Annotated in this window: 15 protein-coding genes, 1 tRNA gene and 1 pseudogene; 12 read left to right on the plus strand and 5 right to left on the minus strand. The window is 37.6% G+C overall.

The genetic code is table 11. From position 1 onward, the window contains the following. The first annotated feature begins 212 nt into the window (after nt 1–212). From ACSC97_RS14425 to ACSC97_RS14445, 5 genes are all read left to right on the plus strand, one after another. Entirely contained in the window at nt 213–1,652 is a 1,440-nt protein-coding gene (locus tag ACSC97_RS14425; RefSeq protein ID WP_436661604.1) for a capsule assembly Wzi family protein, read from the plus strand. A gap of 328 nt (nt 1,653–1,980) precedes the next feature. Further along, on the plus strand, nt 1,981–2,889 hold the full coding sequence (gene cysD / locus ACSC97_RS14430; RefSeq protein ID WP_004913386.1) for a sulfate adenylyltransferase subunit CysD: 909 nt from the start codon (nt 1,981–1,983) through the stop codon (nt 2,887–2,889). An 81-nt stretch (nt 2,890–2,970) separates the two neighbouring features. Continuing rightward, nucleotides 2,971–4,584 carry a sulfate adenylyltransferase subunit CysN gene (cysN, locus tag ACSC97_RS14435; RefSeq protein ID WP_112986823.1) on the plus strand — a complete coding sequence of 538 codons (1,614 nt, stop codon included), beginning with the start codon at nt 2,971–2,973 and terminating at the stop codon, nt 4,582–4,584. Between the two features lie 203 nt (nt 4,585–4,787). Beyond that, the gene (locus tag ACSC97_RS14440; RefSeq protein WP_004913382.1) at nt 4,788–5,303 is read left to right on the plus strand and encodes a hypothetical protein; all 516 of its coding nucleotides are present in this window, start codon (nt 4,788–4,790) and stop codon (nt 5,301–5,303) included. 61 nt (nt 5,304–5,364) lie between these two features. Beyond that, on the plus strand, nt 5,365–5,628 hold the full coding sequence (locus ACSC97_RS14445; RefSeq protein WP_416700277.1) for a 50S ribosomal protein L7/L12: 264 nt from the start codon (nt 5,365–5,367) through the stop codon (nt 5,626–5,628). Between the two features lie 31 nt (nt 5,629–5,659). Here ACSC97_RS14445 and ACSC97_RS14450 read toward each other — a convergent pair whose 3' ends face one another. Both ACSC97_RS14450 and ACSC97_RS14455 read right to left on the minus strand, forming a co-directional pair. After that, a complete protein-coding gene (locus ACSC97_RS14450; protein WP_004913375.1) occupies nt 5,660–6,985 on the minus strand; it encodes a hemolysin family protein in 1,326 nt (441 codons plus the stop codon). A 174-nt stretch (nt 6,986–7,159) separates the two neighbouring features. Next, a complete protein-coding gene (locus tag ACSC97_RS14455) occupies nt 7,160–8,149 on the minus strand; it encodes a LysR family transcriptional regulator (RefSeq protein WP_004913372.1) in 990 nt (329 codons plus the stop codon). 537 nt (nt 8,150–8,686) lie between these two features. Between ACSC97_RS14455 and ACSC97_RS14460 the strand changes: the two genes are divergently transcribed. Continuing rightward, entirely contained in the window at nt 8,687–10,288 is a 1,602-nt protein-coding gene (locus tag ACSC97_RS14460; RefSeq protein ID WP_035338572.1) for an isocitrate lyase, read from the plus strand. Nucleotides 10,289–10,374: 86 nt separating this feature from the next. On the opposite strand, the gene ACSC97_RS14465 is transcribed toward ACSC97_RS14460, so the two are convergent. The 3 genes from ACSC97_RS14465 to cysS all read right to left on the minus strand — a co-directional run bounded on the left by ACSC97_RS14465 (nt 10,375) and on the right by cysS (nt 12,677). Continuing rightward, the gene (locus ACSC97_RS14465) at nt 10,375–10,854 is read right to left on the minus strand and encodes a copper resistance protein NlpE (RefSeq protein WP_204378795.1); all 480 of its coding nucleotides are present in this window, start codon (nt 10,852–10,854) and stop codon (nt 10,375–10,377) included. Between the two features lie 262 nt (nt 10,855–11,116). After that, nucleotides 11,117–11,192: transfer RNA gene (locus ACSC97_RS14470), tRNA-Gly, on the minus strand. 63 nt (nt 11,193–11,255) lie between these two features. Further along, nucleotides 11,256–12,677, minus strand: a complete 1,422-nt coding sequence (gene cysS / locus ACSC97_RS14475) for a cysteine--tRNA ligase (RefSeq protein WP_005402950.1) — start codon at nt 12,675–12,677, stop codon at nt 11,256–11,258. Between the two features lie 259 nt (nt 12,678–12,936). On the opposite strand from cysS, the gene ACSC97_RS14480 reads away from it, so the two are divergent. The 6 genes and pseudogenes from ACSC97_RS14480 to ACSC97_RS14505 all read left to right on the plus strand — a co-directional run. Further along, complete coding sequence (locus ACSC97_RS14480) at nt 12,937–13,914, plus strand: KpsF/GutQ family sugar-phosphate isomerase (protein WP_004913362.1); 978 nt, start codon at nt 12,937–12,939, stop codon at nt 13,912–13,914. A gap of 3 nt (nt 13,915–13,917) precedes the next feature. Further along, nucleotides 13,918–14,457, plus strand: coding sequence for a KdsC family phosphatase (locus tag ACSC97_RS14485; RefSeq protein ID WP_436661598.1), 540 nt, complete (start codon nt 13,918–13,920; stop codon nt 14,455–14,457). Nucleotides 14,458–14,495: 38 nt separating this feature from the next. Beyond that, entirely contained in the window at nt 14,496–15,047 is a 552-nt protein-coding gene (lptC, locus tag ACSC97_RS14490) for an LPS export ABC transporter periplasmic protein LptC (RefSeq protein ID WP_436661600.1), read from the plus strand. Then, nucleotides 15,031–15,576: a lipopolysaccharide transport periplasmic protein LptA gene (gene lptA, locus ACSC97_RS14495; RefSeq protein WP_151690443.1), complete on the plus strand. Its 546-nt coding sequence runs from the start codon at nt 15,031–15,033 to the stop codon at nt 15,574–15,576. Before lptC ends, lptA begins: the two co-directional genes overlap by 17 nt. Next, the gene (gene lptB, locus ACSC97_RS14500; RefSeq protein WP_436661602.1) at nt 15,576–16,322 is read left to right on the plus strand and encodes an LPS export ABC transporter ATP-binding protein; all 747 of its coding nucleotides are present in this window, start codon (nt 15,576–15,578) and stop codon (nt 16,320–16,322) included. Before lptA ends, lptB begins: the two co-directional genes overlap by 1 nt. Before the next feature lie 309 nt (nt 16,323–16,631). Beyond that, a pseudogene (locus ACSC97_RS14505) lies at nt 16,632–17,690 on the plus strand (TolC family protein); the annotation flags it as partial. Between the last annotated feature and the right edge of the window lie 104 nt (nt 17,691–17,794).

Consider the following 17,794-nt stretch of genomic DNA (forward strand, 5'->3'; position numbering starts at 1 on the left):
CATCTTTACTTTTTCATATTTCATGTACTCATGATAGTAGAACATGACTTTTTAATGTGGATAAAAAACAAACAAAACGTTGATCGTTTTTTGATTTTTGCAAGAAGTCTATTGTTTGGTTAGAGGATTGAAATGTGTCTCTAAAAAAACGATGATGTGCTCATAAATAAACTTGAGAACAGTTTGGACATGTTTCTAAAAAATCGCTTTCTATCGCATTATTTGCCTCGTTTTCATCGACTATTTTTGCGCAAGGCTTAGTGCTCAACGATGAAAATTTACGTACTGATCTAAATTGGTTAAACCAGCAAGGTGTCATTCAAATCAGTACATCTACATGGCCGTTAAGTGGTGATGAAATTCAAAGAGCGTTGTCACAAGCGAAAGTGACTAATAATACACAGCAAAAAGTTGTGAACTCTGTGATAAACACTTTGCAGGCAGACAATGCAACTGTAAAAGTGGGTTTGCATGCTGGTACGGATTTAAAGACAGTTCCCCAAGCATTTGGTGATAACCAAAAATCTCAATATCAAATCGCAGCTGAGTTGAATGCTGGTGGTGACAATTGGGTTGCTAAACTTCGTGTCAATGGTGAAAAAGATCCATTAATTGATAATGGAAATGATGCAAATGTAGAGGGCTCTTATATAGCTGGTAAGCTTTGGAATCAATGGGTTATTGCAGGTCAAATTCCAACTTATTGGGGACCAGGGCATGATGGTAGCTTAATTCGTGGCGATGCAAGTCGCCCTCTATATGGTGTGACTGTACAACGTGCAGTTCAAGATGCTTTTGAAACAAAATGGTTGTCTTGGATTGGACCTTGGCAATATCAGGCTTTTGCAGGTCAATTAGATGACTATAAAGCTGTACCAGATGCAAAATTGATTGGATTACGTTTAACTGCACAACCTTTGCCGTATCTTGAATTGGGAGCTTCACGTACAGTTCAGATTGGTGGTAAAGGTCAGCCAAATAGTTTTAAAGCTTATTGGAATGCAATGATTGGTAAAGACAATGGTTGTGATGATAGCGGTTGTACTGGTGATGAAAATGCATCAAACCAAATCGCTGGTTTTGATGGGCGTTTATTACTGCAACCGTTGTTGAATGTTCCAATGAGCTTATATACTCAATTTGTCGGTGAAGATGAGGCTGGTGGTTTACCAGCTAAATATCTTTACCTAGCTGGTGCTGATTTCTCTTCGAGTTACAAAAATATGCCATATCAACTTTATGCTGAATGGGCAGATACACGAACAAACGGAAAAGCAAAGGGAATTTCTTATAACCATCATCAGTACACGGATGGCTACTATCAACATGGTTTCCCATTAGGCCATGCAATGGGGGGAGATGGTCAGATGTATTCTGTTGGTGGAAATGTTCGTTTTGATGTAATGAATCGTTTAAGTGGTCGTGTTATTTATGCAAAAGTAAGTCAAACTCAACGTGTGCAAGATAACAATGCAGCTTTCCCAGAAGCTGACACTGTGAAAGGTTTAGACTTGACTTGGACACACTATTTAAAGCCAACAATCCCACTTAAGATTAATGGTTGGGTGAGTGATTCAGATTTAAATGGCAATGATGGTGGTGTTTCTGTAGGTGTTGAAATTCCATTAGAACGTAACATGTTCCGTTTCTAATTTTAAACATCATAATCCCAAGAAAAGAAGCTGAAACAGGCTTCTTTTCTTACTTTAGAATAAAAATAAATGGTTTCACTTTTATAATGAAGTTATATATTCATATCATAATTTTGCATATTGATATGAAAAAACAAGCTAAAGAACTCTCTCTAAATTATTATAATGAATAAACCTTACTAGATCATTAATTAAGTTCTGGTAATAACATCGATATCACGAAAAATTGGAGTTGTTATGATACTCGTTCCTCCACACGGTCTTCCAAGTGGTGGTGTAAGACCGCTTATAGATTTTATGGGTAGCATGAATAAAGGAGGAAGTGTACATGACTGAGAATAGATTAACTCACCTCAAACAGCTTGAGGCTGAAAGTATTCACATCATCCGTGAAGTTGCTGCTGAGTTTGAAAACCCTGTGATGCTTTACTCGATTGGTAAAGATTCGGCGGTTATGCTTCATCTAGCATTAAAAGCTTTCTATCCAGCGAAACTCCCATTCCCATTACTACATGTAGATACGGGTTGGAAATTTAAGGACATGATTGCTTTTCGCGATAACATGGCGAAAACACATGGCTTTGATTTGATTGTTCATCAGAACAAAGAAGGACGTGATGCTGGGATTAACCCATTTGATCACGGTAGTTCAAAATATACGGATATCATGAAAACTCAGGGCTTAAAGCAAGCCTTGGATAAATACCAATTTGATGCTGCCTTTGGTGGTGCACGTCGTGATGAAGAGAAATCACGTGCGAAAGAACGTGTTTATTCATTCCGTGATACGAAACACCGTTGGGATCCTAAAAACCAACGTCCAGAACTTTGGAATCTTTACAACGGTAAAGTAAACAAAGGGGAAAGCATTCGAGTATTCCCATTATCTAACTGGACTGAGTTAGATATTTGGCAATATATCTATCTAGAAAACATTCAAATTGTTCCTCTTTATTTCTCAGCTGTTCGCCCAGTTGTAGAGCGTAGTGGTACGTTGATCATGGTAGATGATGAGCGTATGCGTTTAAAAGAGGGTGAAGTTCCACAAATGAAATCGGTGCGTTTCCGTACATTAGGCTGTTATCCATTAACAGGTGCAGTCGAATCGGAAGCAGATACCTTGCCTGAAATTATTCAGGAAATGCTTTTGGCCACTAGTTCAGAACGCCAAGGTCGAATGATTGACCATGATGAAGCTGGCTCAATGGAAAAGAAAAAGCAGGAAGGTTACTTCTAATTTCCTAAAGTAAATCTCTCTTAGAAAGAGGGATTTAGGGAGATTAAAATGATTTCTAAAGAATATGTGGAGTTTTGAGCAATGTCTCATCAATCAGATCTTATTAGCCAAGACATCTTGGCATATTTAAAACAGCACGAAAATAAAGACCTGCTACGCTTTTTGACTTGCGGTAACGTGGATGATGGTAAATCAACGCTTATTGGTCGTTTACTTTACGATTCAAAGTTGATCTATGAAGATCAATTGCAAGCAGTTACTCGAGACAGTAAAAAAGTAGGTACAACGGGTGATGCGCCTGACCTTGCACTTCTTGTAGATGGTCTACAAGCTGAACGTGAACAAGGTATTACTATTGATGTTGCGTATCGTTATTTCTCAACTGAGAAACGTAAGTTCATCATCGCGGATACACCAGGGCATGAGCAATATACGCGCAACATGGCGACTGGTGCTTCAACTGCTGACCTTGCAATCATTTTGATTGATGCGCGATATGGTGTTCAAACACAAACACGTCGTCATACCTTTATCGCAAGTTTGCTTGGTATCAAAAATATCGTAGTTGCGATCAATAAAATGGATTTGGTTGAGTTTTCTGAAACTCGATTCAATGAAATTCAAGTTGAATATGATGCGTTTGTAAATCAGTTAGGCAACCGTCGTCCAGAAAATATCGTTTTTGTTCCAATTTCAGCTCTCAATGGCGATAACGTTGTAAATCCATCTGCGAGCACACCTTGGTACAAAGGTCAAACGCTGATGGATATTCTTGAATCAGTGGAAATCAAACGTGAATCGAATAAACATGAATTCCGTTTCCCTGTTCAATACGTGAATCGTCCAAACCTTGATTTCCGTGGATTTGCAGGAACGATTGCGCTTGGTGAAATCAAAGTAGGCGATGAAATCGTAGCACTACCGTCAGGTAAGAAATCAACAGTTAAAGAAATTGTAACTTTTGATGGAAATCTTGAAAGCGCAGCTGCTGGTCAAGCAGTGACACTTACATTGAATGATGAAATTGATATTTCACGTGGTAATGTATTGGTTCGTGCAGGCGAGCAACCTTTAATTTCACGTAGCGTTCGTGCTTCAGTTGTTTGGATGACTGAACATCCTTTAGTTAAAGGTAAACTTTATAACGTGAAGATTGGTACTCAAACTGTACCAGCTAAAGTTACAGCGATTAATTTCCGAGTTAATGTCAATACACTTGAACATACACAAGTTGAAGAGCTTGAGTTGAATGCAATTGCTGATGTGGTTATTGAGTTTGATGCGCCAGTTGTATTTGATCAATACCAAGACAGTCGTTATACAGGTTCATTTATCTTTATTGACCGTTTAAGCAACGTTACGGTTGGTGCAGGTATGGTTGAAGCTGCTGTTGAGTGGACTGCGCATAGCAATCCAGTTACTGCAGAAGATCGTGCTGCTCGTTTAGGTCAGAAACCTGCGGTGATAGGTATTTCTGCACAATTAATCGAAAATGCTCAAGCCTTAGAAAGTTTATTGATCCAACAGGGTGTAGTGGCGATTGCAAAATCTACATTATCAGTTGATCAGATCAATTTGTTACGTGAAACAGGTGTTGTTGTCATTACAACTACCGTTGAAGGTACGGATACAGACCTAACTGTTGAAACTGTTGAAGAAGCAGCAGAACAAATTGTTGAATTAGTTCGTTTATAATTATCTGAGCTGATTTTTAAAAACCCGCGAAAGCGGGTTTTTTTTATAGATTATAAATGCTTAGGCATTAAGCAAATTATTCATCCAGAGTACAATTAACTTTTTATTTCATCTTTTTATGCATTACATAAGAATATTTTAGTTCTGTTTTAATTTTACTTTTATGCGACAATAGCGCTTTGAATTTTTGTATTTGGACTCCCATGACTGAACAATCTCCTGAGTATTTAAGCGATATCGAAATTTTAGACATTTTACAGTCTATGAAAAAAGATGAGCTTGATGTTGAAGCTAAAGAGATCATTCGTAATGGTGGGAAAGTTGGTCGTCAAGAAGCACACAAAAATGCTTTGGTTGCGCTGAATAATAGTTTTGAAGAGAAGTTTGTAGAGGCTGTTACTTTAGCTTTGGGACTAAATGCAGGACAGGCCAAAAAAATACGTTATAAAAAAGATCGTATCCGAATCTTAAAAGTACGTGGTATTGATTATTTAGCAATTGATGGGGCAGAAACAGCTCAAGTTTTATCTCAGGTTTCTCAAGCTATCACACGCGAAGATGCAATTGTGACAGAAGGTTTGCATAATATTTTTCCATTTTGGAAAGAAGGTTGGCCAATGGTGCAATTTGATAATGCATATAAAATTTTATCAGAAGATATTCTTATTCATTATCAAGCGACATTAGATGAACTAATTTCTTTGTATGGTGGTAACTAAATAGTTATCATATAAAAAATTTTATAAATTAATGGATTAGAATAACAAGGATGTTTGGCACATGACTCAAATGGAAGAGTTACCACATGAAGCTTTAATTGCATTAAGGTCAGGTAAATTAATTGATGCGATAAAAATAACACGTGAAAAAACGGGTCTAGGTCTGAAAGAGTCTAAAGAATTAGTAGATCGTTATTTAGATACTCACCCAAATGAGCAAGTATTTATACAAGAACAATTGGCTCAACGTAGTCGCAGTGGTATTCAGTTTTTAGTTGCTGTTCTTTTTTTAATCGCTATGCTTGTTTGGTTTATTTTTAAATAAAAAGCCCAATGTTGGGCTTTTTATATTTACATTATTCTTCGTGATCTTTTAAAGCATTCTCTTGATTTGGCATAATCTGAGTCACCAACAATTGGTCAATTTTATAATGATCAATATCGACGACTTCAAATTTAAATCCTGCATATTCTACCGCATCCGCAGGGCGAGGGATCTTACGCAAACGATACATGATGAAACCAGCGATCGTTTCGTAGTTTTCATTTTCTGGAAACTCTTCAATTTCTAGAACGTGTTTTACATCCTCAATTGGTGTGCTGCCATCAATTAACCAAGAGTGATTATCACGTTTAATAATTTGTTGCTCTTCATCCATTGGTGTGACCCAATCACCCATAACGGTAATCATAATGTCGCTCAGGGTGATAACACCAACGACTAAAGCATATTCATTGATAACAACAGCAAATTTTTCTTTAGTTGAGCGAAAACGGTCTAGTAGTTCAGATAAGGTGAGTGTGTCTGGAATAATGAGTACATTACGAATAGTTGATTCATTCAATTGTGTGAAGGATTGCTTGTTTAAGATACGAATTAAAATATCTTTAGCGTCGACATAACCAATAACTTGGTCGATATGTTCATTACACACAACAAATTTTGAATAAGGATATTCAGCTAGCTTTTGACGGATGCTATCTTCATGTTCCGTCAAAGTAAAATAAACCACGTTTTCACGTGTAGTCATACTTGAGGGAACAGTTCGTTCTTCAAGTTCAAATACATTTTCAATAAAGTGATGTTCTTGCTTTTGTAAGACACCTGCTTGTGCACCTGCATCCATTACTGCTGAAATATCATCAAAGGTAATGTTGTCATCACGAATGGTATTTACCTTAAATAAGCGAAATAACAAGTTTGCAATCGCATTAATTCCCCAAGCTAAGGGTTTGCAAACCTTGATAAAAACTTGAATGGGATCAATAACGCTAATTGCAATTTTTTCTGGAGCGATCATTGCCAAGCGTTTTGGCATTAAATCAGCAAATAAAATGAATAGTGAAGTGACCATAGTAAATGATAGGGCAAAACCAATGGTTTCTAACCAAGGGCCAGCATAAAAACCTTTAATCATTTCTACAAAAAATGGACGAAAAGCTGCTTCACCCAAAATACCACCCAGAATAGCAACTGCATTTAAACCAATTTGTGATGCAGCAAAGAAATCAGCGGATTGTTCTTGCAAATCCAAAACTTTTTGTGCGCGGGTTTCACCAGATTCAGCGAGGATTTTTAATTTAACTTTTCGCGCACCTGCAAGTGCAATTTCAGTAAGTGATAAAAAACCTGCTGCTGAAATCAGTAGAATAATAACTATAATATTTTGGAAGAGACTCACATATCACCTGTGGTTCATCATTATTATGAATATGTTGTAACACAAAAAAAGTACTGAGATAACTCAATCCTTACCTCAGTGTAATAATCTTATTTATGAAAACAGCATATTCTCAAAAGAAGTAGAATCTGCTGATATTTCAACAAACTCGCAATATTTTTACAATAGCTTGTTTTAGTATTGTGAAAATTGTGAATTATTTATAAAAAATTCACGATTTTCTTCCTCAATCATTTGGCGTGCGACAAATAAAATTAATTGTCTTAACCAACGATGTGCAGGATGGTGGTGGAGTAAAGGACACCATGCCATTTTTAATTCAAATTCTGGAATATAAAATGGAGGGTCTTTGATGACTAATTTCGGATTTTGAGTTTGAAGGCGTGCCATACGTGTTGGTAGCGTCGCAATCAAATCTACATTTTGAGCTAAAAGCGCTGGCATTTGATAATGACGTGTAAATACTGAAATTTTACGTCGTTGACCAATCCGCTCTAAGGCTTGATCAATCCAGCCCAAACCAGCTTGTTTATCGGGGTTAACGCCAAAACCCACGCCCATGCCAGTTTTAGAAACCCAAATATGTTGAGCATCTAAATAGCTTTTTAAATTGAGGTGGGTGACAGCTGGATGTTTGTCATTAAGGATACAGCTAAAGCTATCACGCCAAACTAAGACTTGGTGGAAGCTTTGAGGAATTTCATTAAAACGGTTAATTGCTAAATCAACTTTACCTTGTTCCATATCACGATATGAAACATCACTTGGAGTTAAAAAGTCGAGTACAACGTTTGGTGCTTCAGATCGAAGAGCTTTAACTAATCTCGGTACTAAAGTTGCTTCAGCATAGTCCGATGTCATGATTCGGAAAACGCGATTACTTGTATAGGGTCTAAATTCAGTTCGCGGCTCTAAGATCATTGATAGATCAGAAAGGGCATCACGAATACGGGGTTGTAATTCTAAAGCGCGTTCAGTTGGAGTCATACCTTCTGAAGAGCGAATAAGCAGGGGGTCATTAAATAGATTACGCAATCTTCTTAGAATATTACTCATCGCAGGCTGAGTAACACCTAATTGTTCTGCTGCGCGTGTGACATTTTTTTCACGAAGTAGTACATCAAGATAAATTAATAAATTGAGATCGACCCGCTCCAGATTCATAAAAAAAATACCGAGAATAAAATATTTAAATTGTGTTGAATTATGACATATCTAAAGGCTTTTGTGTAATTTAATCCGCCAAAAAGCATAGTTAAAAACGCAATTTGAGAAAAACTAAAGTACATCTAAATTTGGTTTAGAATTAACCAAAGATATCAAGCACAGTTGTTTAGTAAATAACAAAATAAATGACCTATTAAATGGCAAAAAATGTCAATTTGATAAAATTTTAGGGGTGGAACTCTGAAAGATGAGCGATTAAAAGATATTCATTTTTAATAAATTTGATTTTCTAATCTCATTGTTAAGCTTAATTAAATATTATTTAAAACAATGGTTTGTAATGACTTTGACTCGCTATAAATTCATGTTCAAAGGCATATTTCAAAAAAAAATACCGAAAATTACCCAAGAATATTGGATTAATCTCTTGGCAAAGACTAAGCTGTGCAACATATTGATGAAGTGCTTGAAATCTAGCCTATAAAAAAGCATGGTTTTCAGCGTGCATTCGATGCCAATCCCTGAAAGGAAAATATCATGACATATCAATCAGCTTTAGAGCACGTTCGTGCCGTTAAAGAAAAATTAGGTGGTACTTGGGGTGCGATTCGCCCAGAAGATGCTGCTCGTATGATGGTTCAAAACCGTTTCCACACTGGTTTAGACATCGCTAAATATACAGCTGCTATCATGCGTAAAGATATGGCTGAATATGACGCTGATTCAAGCAAATACACTCAATCATTAGGTTGCTGGCACGGTTTCATCGCGCAACAAAAAATGATTGCGAACAAAAAATACTTCGGTACTACAAGCAAGCGTTACATCTACCTTTCTGGTTGGATGGTTGCTGCTCTTCGTTCAGAATTTGGTCCACTTCCTGACCAATCTATGCACGAAAAAACTTCTGTACCTAAACTAATCGCTGAAATCTATACATTCTTACGTCAAGCTGACGCTAAAGAATTAAATGATTTGTTCCGTGCTTTACAAAAAGCTGAACAAGCTGGTGATTCTGCTAAAGCTGCTGAAATCATTTCACAAATCGACAACTTTGAATCTCACGTTGTGCCAATTATTGCTGACATCGATGCTGGTTTCGGTAACGAAGAAGCAACTTATTTGTTAACTAAACAAATGATCGAAGCTGGTGCTTGTGCAATCCAAATCGAAAACCAAGTTTCTGATGCTAAACAATGTGGTCACCAAGCTGGTAAAGTAACTGTTCCACACGAAGACTTCTTAGCTAAAATCAATGCTGTACGTTATGCATTCCTTGAGCTTGGTGTTGACGAAGGTGTTATCGTTGCACGTACTGACTCTGAAGGTGCTGACTTAACTCAAAAGATCCCTGTATCTAAAGAGAAAGGTGATTTAGCTTCTCAATACATCAGCTACTTAGACACTAAAGAAATCGATATTTCTGAAGCTTCTGATGACGAAATCCTTATCAAGCGTGATGGCAAATTACACCGCCCAACTCGTTTAGCTTCTGGTTTGTACCAGTTCCGTGAAGGCACTCAACACGACCGCGTTGTGCTTGACTGTGTAACTAGCTTACAAAACGGCGCTGACATGATCTGGATCGAAACTCCAACTCCAGACGTTGCTGGTATTGCTGGTTTCGTAAACGACATCAAAAAACAAGTTCCAAACGCGAAACTTGTTTATAACAACTCTCCATCGTTCAACTGGACTTTAAACTTCCGTCAACAAGCGTATGACCGTTGGGTTGCTGAAGGTAAAGATGTATCTGGTTACGACCGTGCTAAATTAATGAGCGCTGAGTACGATAACTCTGAATTAGCTGCTGATGCTGATGAAAAGATCCGTACTTTCCAAGCTGATGCTGCACGTGAAGCAGGTGTATTCCACCACTTGATCACTCTTCCTACTTACCACACAGCTGCTCTTTCTACTCATGAGCTTGCTAAAGGTTACTTCGGTGAAGAGGGTATGTTGGCTTATGTTGCTGGCGTACAACGTAAAGAAATCCGCGGTGGTATCGCATGTGTTAAACACCAAGCAATGGCTGGTTCTGACATCGGTGATGATCACAAAGAAATCTTTGCTGGTGAGAACGCACTTAAAGCTGGTGATGCTAGCAAAAACACAATGAACCAATTCGGTGGCTAATCGCTTCTGATTGATTCGAAAAAACCCTGCTTATGCAGGGTTTTTTTTATTATGTTTCTAGAAAAAATAATTAAGCAGAAAATCTATTATTCAGCTTCTTTCTTCAATTGATATTTATCAGCTAACTCGCCTGTAATTTCATTACCTTCTAAATCTAAAGCTTTAAGATAACCTTCAGCGACAAAATATTTACGTCCATCACCTGCTTGGTCTAGTTCAATCACTGAAGGGTTTTTGCTATCGAATTGGAAACTACCTTTACTTTCAAAAGGTTTACCATCCCCTTTACCGAGATATGTTTCTTTAATTTCATATGTTTTATCTGAATTTAACTCTAATTTAGTTTCAATACCTTCACAATCAGCACAAGGTAATACACCCTTATAAGTACCATTCCAATCTAAAGCATTTTCTGCAGTATGTGCGTTATCTGTAACTGTAGTTTCTGCTACTACTTCACTTGTGGCAGAAGTCGGTGCTTGTTCTTCAGTTTTTTTATTCTCTATTTTGCTACAAGCTACAAGAAAAATAGATGCAATCGATAGAGCAATAATAGATTTTTTCATTTTTACTAAACCTAATTTAAAAAAACACAAAGGATTAAATTATGAGAGTTATGAAAAAAAGTTTAGGGGATGAGTGTAAGTGTTCTTGAACTTTTGGTAAATCTGATTAAACCATGGTTATGATTTTTATTTAATTTGTTTAGGAAGCTTAATGATGGATAGATAATAATCTGGATTCGTCAAACAGTTATTTGTAGATTTATGATCGAATGAGAAGAAATAAAAAAAGCCCTAATCAAATGACTAGAGCTTTTTTTAATTTTGGAGCGGGAAACGAGACTCGAACTCGCGACCCCAACCTTGGCAAGGTTATGCTCTACCAACTGAGCTATTCCCGCAATATGGACGCATTATAGAGAATTTCATTAAACTGTCAACTCTCTATAATCCTAAGTGTTGAATTAATCAGCACGTCTCCAAATTGTACCTTGGCGAGTGTCCTCTAAAACCACGCCTTGATCGAGTAAAGACTGTCGAATACTATCAGCCTTGGCAAAGTCTTTAGCCTTTTTCGCATCCACACGTTGCTGAATAAAGTCTTCAATTTCAGCATCAGAAAGTGTTAGAGCTTCTTGTCCGATATCTGATTTAAGGAATTCATCTACATCGTGTTGAACTAGACCAAGAATATTTGTGAGCTGACGTAAAGTTGAGTAGAGAACTGTTGCTTGTTCAGCTTGTTCTTCTTTAACTGCGCGATTTAACTCTTTATTAAGCTCGAATAGAACAGCCATCGCTTCAGCCGTGTTGAAATCATCACACATTGCATTATTAAAGCGTTCAACAAAACTTTGATCTAATGCATCAACAGTTTTCTGACCATATGTTTGTTGATAGGCTTTAAATGAATGATAGAAACGACTCAACGCAGTTTTAGCTTCTTTTAAAGCAACATCAGAAAAATTGACTGGACTACGATAATGTGAGGAGACAATAAAGTAACGAATCACTTCTGGATGGAATTTTTCCATCACATCTCTAATCGTAAAGAAATTGCCTAATGATTTAGACATTTTCTCACCATCGACATTGATGAATCCAACATGCATCCAATAATTTACATATTGTTCGCCTGTTGAAGCTTCACTTTGTGCAATTTCATTTTCATGATGAGGGAACATTAAGTCTGAACCACCACCGTGAATATCAAAATGATTACCCAAGCAACAAGTCGACATTGCAGAACATTCAATATGCCAACCTGGGCGACCATTACCCCAAGGAGATGCCCAAGCAGGTTCATTTTCCTTTGCATGTTTCCAAAGTACAAAGTCAAAAGGATGTTTCTTTTCAACTTCAACATCTACGCGTTCAGAAGCACCTGCTTGCATATCATCGAGTTTACGGCCAGAAAGTCGACCGTATTTATCGAATTTTGTGACTTCAAAATAGACATCACCATTGCTTGCAGGATAGGCAGCACCTTTATCTACCAAATTGCTGATCATGTTTTGCATTTGATCAATGTATTCAGTCGCTTTGGGAGCTTCATCTGGCGCAGCACAACCTAAATTAGCAGCATCTTCATTCATCGCTTCGATAAATCGTGCAGTAAGTTGTTGGATGCTTTCTCCATTTTCATTGGCACGCGCAATAATTTTATCGTCAATATCAGTGATATTGCGGATATAGCGTACTTTCCAACCTTGGCTACGTAAGAAGCGGATGATGTAGTCAAATGCAACCATAACTCGAGCGTGTCCAATATGACAGTAATCGTAAACGGTCATACCACAGACATACATGTCGATTTGACCTTCTTTGCGTGGGACAAATTCAACTTTTTTACGTTGCTCAGAGTTATATAAAACAAAAGGTTGCATAAGGGCTTTTAACACTCAACAAAATTAGCGTTACATCATAACGTATGCATCATTTTTCATAAAGTTATCCGCATAAAAAAACATGTTCTAAAGGAATGAACTGATTAAATTATAGGGGTTCTATATTTGTTCATTTTCTAAGAAATCTTATACATTTAGAAACGTCTCTCACAAACAGTTATGCTAGAATCTCCGCAATTCTTTTGATTAAAATCATCTACGCTTATGTAGATTGAACATTATTTTGAGTCAAACTTGCATGTCACAAACGATAAATTTCCAAAAAAGCGCGCTAGAAACGCTGCGCGTCGAACAGCAAGCGATTGAAGTTCTTGCAACACAAATAGATGAACGCTTTGATCGTGCATGTGAGATTTTATTGCAATGTTCAGGTCGTGTTGTTGTTACAGGAATGGGTAAATCTGGTCACATTGGACGGAAAATGGCGGCGACCTTTGCTTCAACAGGTACGCCTTCATTTTTTATGCATCCAGGTGAAGCGGGTCATGGCGATCTAGGCATGCTGGTGCGTGGTGATGTGCTGATTGCAATCTCAAACTCTGGTAAAAGTGATGAGATTATGATGCTTATGCCTTTGATTAAGCATCTAGGCGTTCCACTGATTACGATTAGTCGTGATGATAAAGGGCCAATGCCACAAAATGCTGATGTACCTTTAACATTAGGTGCCGCTGATGAAGCTTGTCCATTAGGTTTAGCGCCAACATCAAGTACGACAGCAACCTTAGTGCTTGGCGATGCATTGGCTGTGGCTTTGTTGGAGGCGCGTGGATTTACAGCAGATGATTTTGCTCGTTCGCATCCTGCTGGAGCTTTAGGGAAACGTTTACTTTTACATGTAAAACATTTGATGCATACGGGTTCAGAATTACCAAAAGTTAAACCTGATACACCGATGAATAAGGTGTTATACGAAATTTCTGATAAACGTCTTGGGCTTACAACTATTGTTGATGAACAGGATAGATTGCTAGGTATTTTTACTGATGGTGATTTACGTCGTATGATCGATCATCAGCAAGGTTTTGATGTTAATTTACCTGTTGCAGAAGTCATGACCAAAAATCCACTTACGGTTTCTCAGGAAGCTCGCGCAGTAGAAGCATTAGAAAAAATGCATGAGCGTAAAATCAATCAATTTGTAGTTGTTGATGATGCCAATAAAGTTATTGGTGTTATTAGTATGCATGATCTAATTCAGGCAGGAGTAAATTAAGCCATGGCATCTTATGCTTTACAAGAACAAGCACGTCATTTACAAGCACTCGTGCTAGACGTCGATGGAATCTTAAGCGATGGCTTTGTAACATTAACGAATTCGGGCGATGAAATTAAATCATTTGATATTCGTGATGGTTTAGGAATGAAATTGGTTCAACAGGCTGGTATGAAAGTGATCATTATCACGGGACGAAAAAGCCATATAGTTGAAAAACGAATGTCAGATTTGGGCGTTGATTTGGTATTTCAGGGACGTGAAGATAAAGGTGCAGCATTACGTGAAGCCTGTGCTCAGTTCAACATTCTTCCCGAAGATTGTTTATACATGGGTGATGATTGGCCCGATTTACCTGCATTTGCAATTGCGGGTATGAGTATTACAGTACCGAATGGGCATGAGGAAGTACGTCGTCGTGCTCATCTTGTCACCCAAGCAATGGGGGGGCGTGGTGCTGTACGAGAAGTTTGTGACATGTTGCTTACTTCAAAAGGTGTTTACCAAGAGCTACTTGCAAAATACTTAGTTGTACCACATTAATATAGAATGAACTACCCAAAGGTTAGGTAACCCTGTTTATGGATACCAGAGTTTTATATGTTGTTGCTGTAGTGGTTGCTTCAATTAGCGGTGGCTACTATTACTATAGCGGCAAAGCGAAAAAGCTTGATGTTGAATCGGCTAAAAATATGACGTATTCAGCTCAGGGTGTTCACCTAACCCAAACGGATGAGCAAGGTAACTTGTACGTTCGTGCTGAAATCAAGCAATTAGAACAAAATATGCAGTCAAAAACTTCACAGTTGGATCAACTCAATGCCGTGATGTTTAAACAAGGTAAGCCAGATGCGACTTTTTATGCAAAGCAAGCCAAAGGTTATGACGACAATACTAAAATTGTTTTAATGGGTGATGTTGTCGCAACAAAATTATCAGATCAAGGCAACAAAATGGAGTTTCGTACTGATGAGTTGACTGGGTATCCAAAAACGAGAGAGTTGGAAACACAACATCAAGTTACAGTGCAATCACCAAATTCAGTTTTCGTCAGCCAAGCTCTGAAAGCAAATTTAAACAATGGTCAATATGAGTTTTTCAAAGTTCGAGGAAAGTATGCGCCTAATTCCTAATTCTAAATATCGTTTAGCTTTCCTAAAACATGTTGCGTGTATAGCAGTTGCATTTAGCTCAGTTTCAGCATTTGCCGTACCCTCAGACCGTAATCAACAATTATCATTGGTTGCTGATCGCGCGACTTATAATGATAAAACAGGTATCACAACGTATACGGGTAATGTTGTGATTGAGCAAGGAACGATGAAGCTACAAGCAGATTCCATTGTTGCAACATTAAATAGTAAGAAAGAAATTCAAACTATTACAGCAAAGGGTCAACCAGCGAAGTTTCAGCAGCAAATGGATGTAAATAAGGGCTTAGCAAGAGGCGAGGCTCAAACTATTATTTACAATGCAGACACAGGGATCATTACTTTGTCAGGAAAAGCTTATCTATATCAAGATGGTTCTAGCATCCGTGGTAATACTTTGAAATATAGTATGAATAAAGGTGATGTTGAGGCTCAAGGTTCATCTACCAATCGAGTTCAAATTATTATTCCACCTTCTAGTTCTAAAAGCTTCCCAGGGGCGCGTGATTAATGGAACAATCAGTACAACAACCACAAACTTTGTGTATCAAACACTTAGCAAAGAATTATAGTAAGCGCTGGGTTGTAAAAGATGTTTCTTTTACGATGCAGAGCAGGCAGATTGTGGGTTTACTGGGACCTAATGGTGCTGGAAAGACGACGAGCTTTTATATGGTTGTTGGTCTGGTACGTATGGATAAAGGCGAGATTCATTTAGATGATCTCGATTTATCTGATCTTGCAATGCATGAGCGTGCTCGAAAAGGGATTGGCTATCTTCCACAAGAAGCTTCTATTTTTAGAAAGCTCACGATCTCTGAAAACATTATGGCGATCTTAGAAACAAGAAAAGACTTAAACAAGCAACAGCGCCAGCAACGTCTCAATGAATTATTGAATGATTTTAAAATTAGCCATATCAAAGATTCATTAGGGATGAGCGTATCAGGTGGTGAGCGACGCCGTGCGGAAATTGCTCGCGCATTAGCAGCAGATCCTAAGTTTATGTTGCTTGATGAGCCATTTGCAGGTGTTGATCCAATCTCTGTGGGTGATATCAAAGATATTATTCAAACTTTGAAAGAGCGCGGTATTGGCGTATTGATTACTGATCATAATGTTCGAGAGACATTAGCGATATGTGAAAAAGCCTATATCGTGAGTGAGGGTGCAGTCATTGCAGAAGGTACTCCTCAGGAAATTCTAGATAATGAGCAAGTGCGTAAAGTGTATTTAGGTGATGATTTTGTGGTTTAAAAATCGCCATTTGAACAATATGAAAAAGAGCTAAATAGCTCTTTTTCTTTTTATAAATAATAGAAATAATAAATAGATACGTGACTTTTACTGGAATATTTTTCATTCTTCTTTTTTATGTATTTGATTTTAATTTAATAAATCTATGGTCAAAGCTAATAATAGCTAAGCTATTAGCAAAAAAGTGTGATCTATATTACAAAAAACAAACATTTAAGCGATGTGTAAATTGTAGTTTTCGCATGGTGTTTTTATTTTAAAAATGAGTAGAATGAATGGGCTTTTAAATGATAACAATTTGAAAAGAATATGAGCATTAACAACGATTTAAATGTAGATGATGGAGCACACAAAACATGTATAGATTTGAAATGGCTATTATGTGTACTTTCGTTTTCCGTACCTGTAGTACATGCAGAAACACCGAGTGAAAAATATCACAGTTTAAAAAATAATATTGCTCAGCTGCTTGCACCGAAAAGCAACCAAGATTTCAAAGTTGCTAACATGCAAAAGCTAAGTAATTTCACGGTGACACCATCGAATAATAATTTACCCGTAGTCGGTAGCGGGCGACCTATGCAGCCTGCGTCTGTACCGATTATACAAAGTCAGCCTCGCGTACTTAAAGATGCTGTACAGATCGCAGTTCAACGTAATCCTGAAATTTCTCAGACTTTAGCAACTCTTGCTGCACAAAATGCAAATATAGATGTTGCTAAAGCTGGTTACTATCCGCAGATTACGGGCGGTATGAATACAGGTGATTTGACACAAAAGAGTTCAAGAGGTCAGCAAGTTCTTGCCTTGAGTGCATCTCAAATGGTCTATGACTTCGGTAAAGTGAAGTCAGGTGTCAATACAGAACAAGCAAGACTTGCAGTTGAACAAGCCAATGTTTTGGTGAAAATTGATGATATCTCACTAGATGTTGCACAAACGATTATTAATATTCAACGTTATAAAAAACTTATTCAAATCGCGAATCAGCAAATAGCAGGTATTAAACGCATACAAGAGATGGCGAATCTAAGGGCTAATGCTGGTATCAGTAGCCAAGCGGACCCGATACAAGCACAGTCTTATTTGCAGTCTGCTCAATCCGCGTTAATCGCTCAACAATCTTTATTGAGCCAAAATCAACAACACTTATACACTTTGCTTGGTTTTGACGTCAGTAAGATTCAGTGGACTATTCCTGAGGATTTGGTGAAACAATCTGATTTATATGCAGAACCTCAATTCAATACAATTCCACAAATGATTGCAGCTCAAGCAGGTATTGCTGTAGCACGTTCACAAAAACAACAAACACAGTTAAGCAGATTTCCTACTTTGTCCGTAAAAGGAGAGTTGACACCACTGCTGTCCCATAGTTTGCTTTAAATAAAAAAACCTGAGTCTAAATAGTTAAAATATGAGTGCAAACAAACACTTTAACTATAAAGGACTCAGGTTTTGTCACATCAGAA

The sequence above is a fragment of the Acinetobacter sp. P1(2025) genome (genome assembly GCF_051390655.1).
Taxonomy (GTDB): Bacteria; Pseudomonadota; Gammaproteobacteria; order Pseudomonadales; family Moraxellaceae; genus Acinetobacter; species Acinetobacter junii.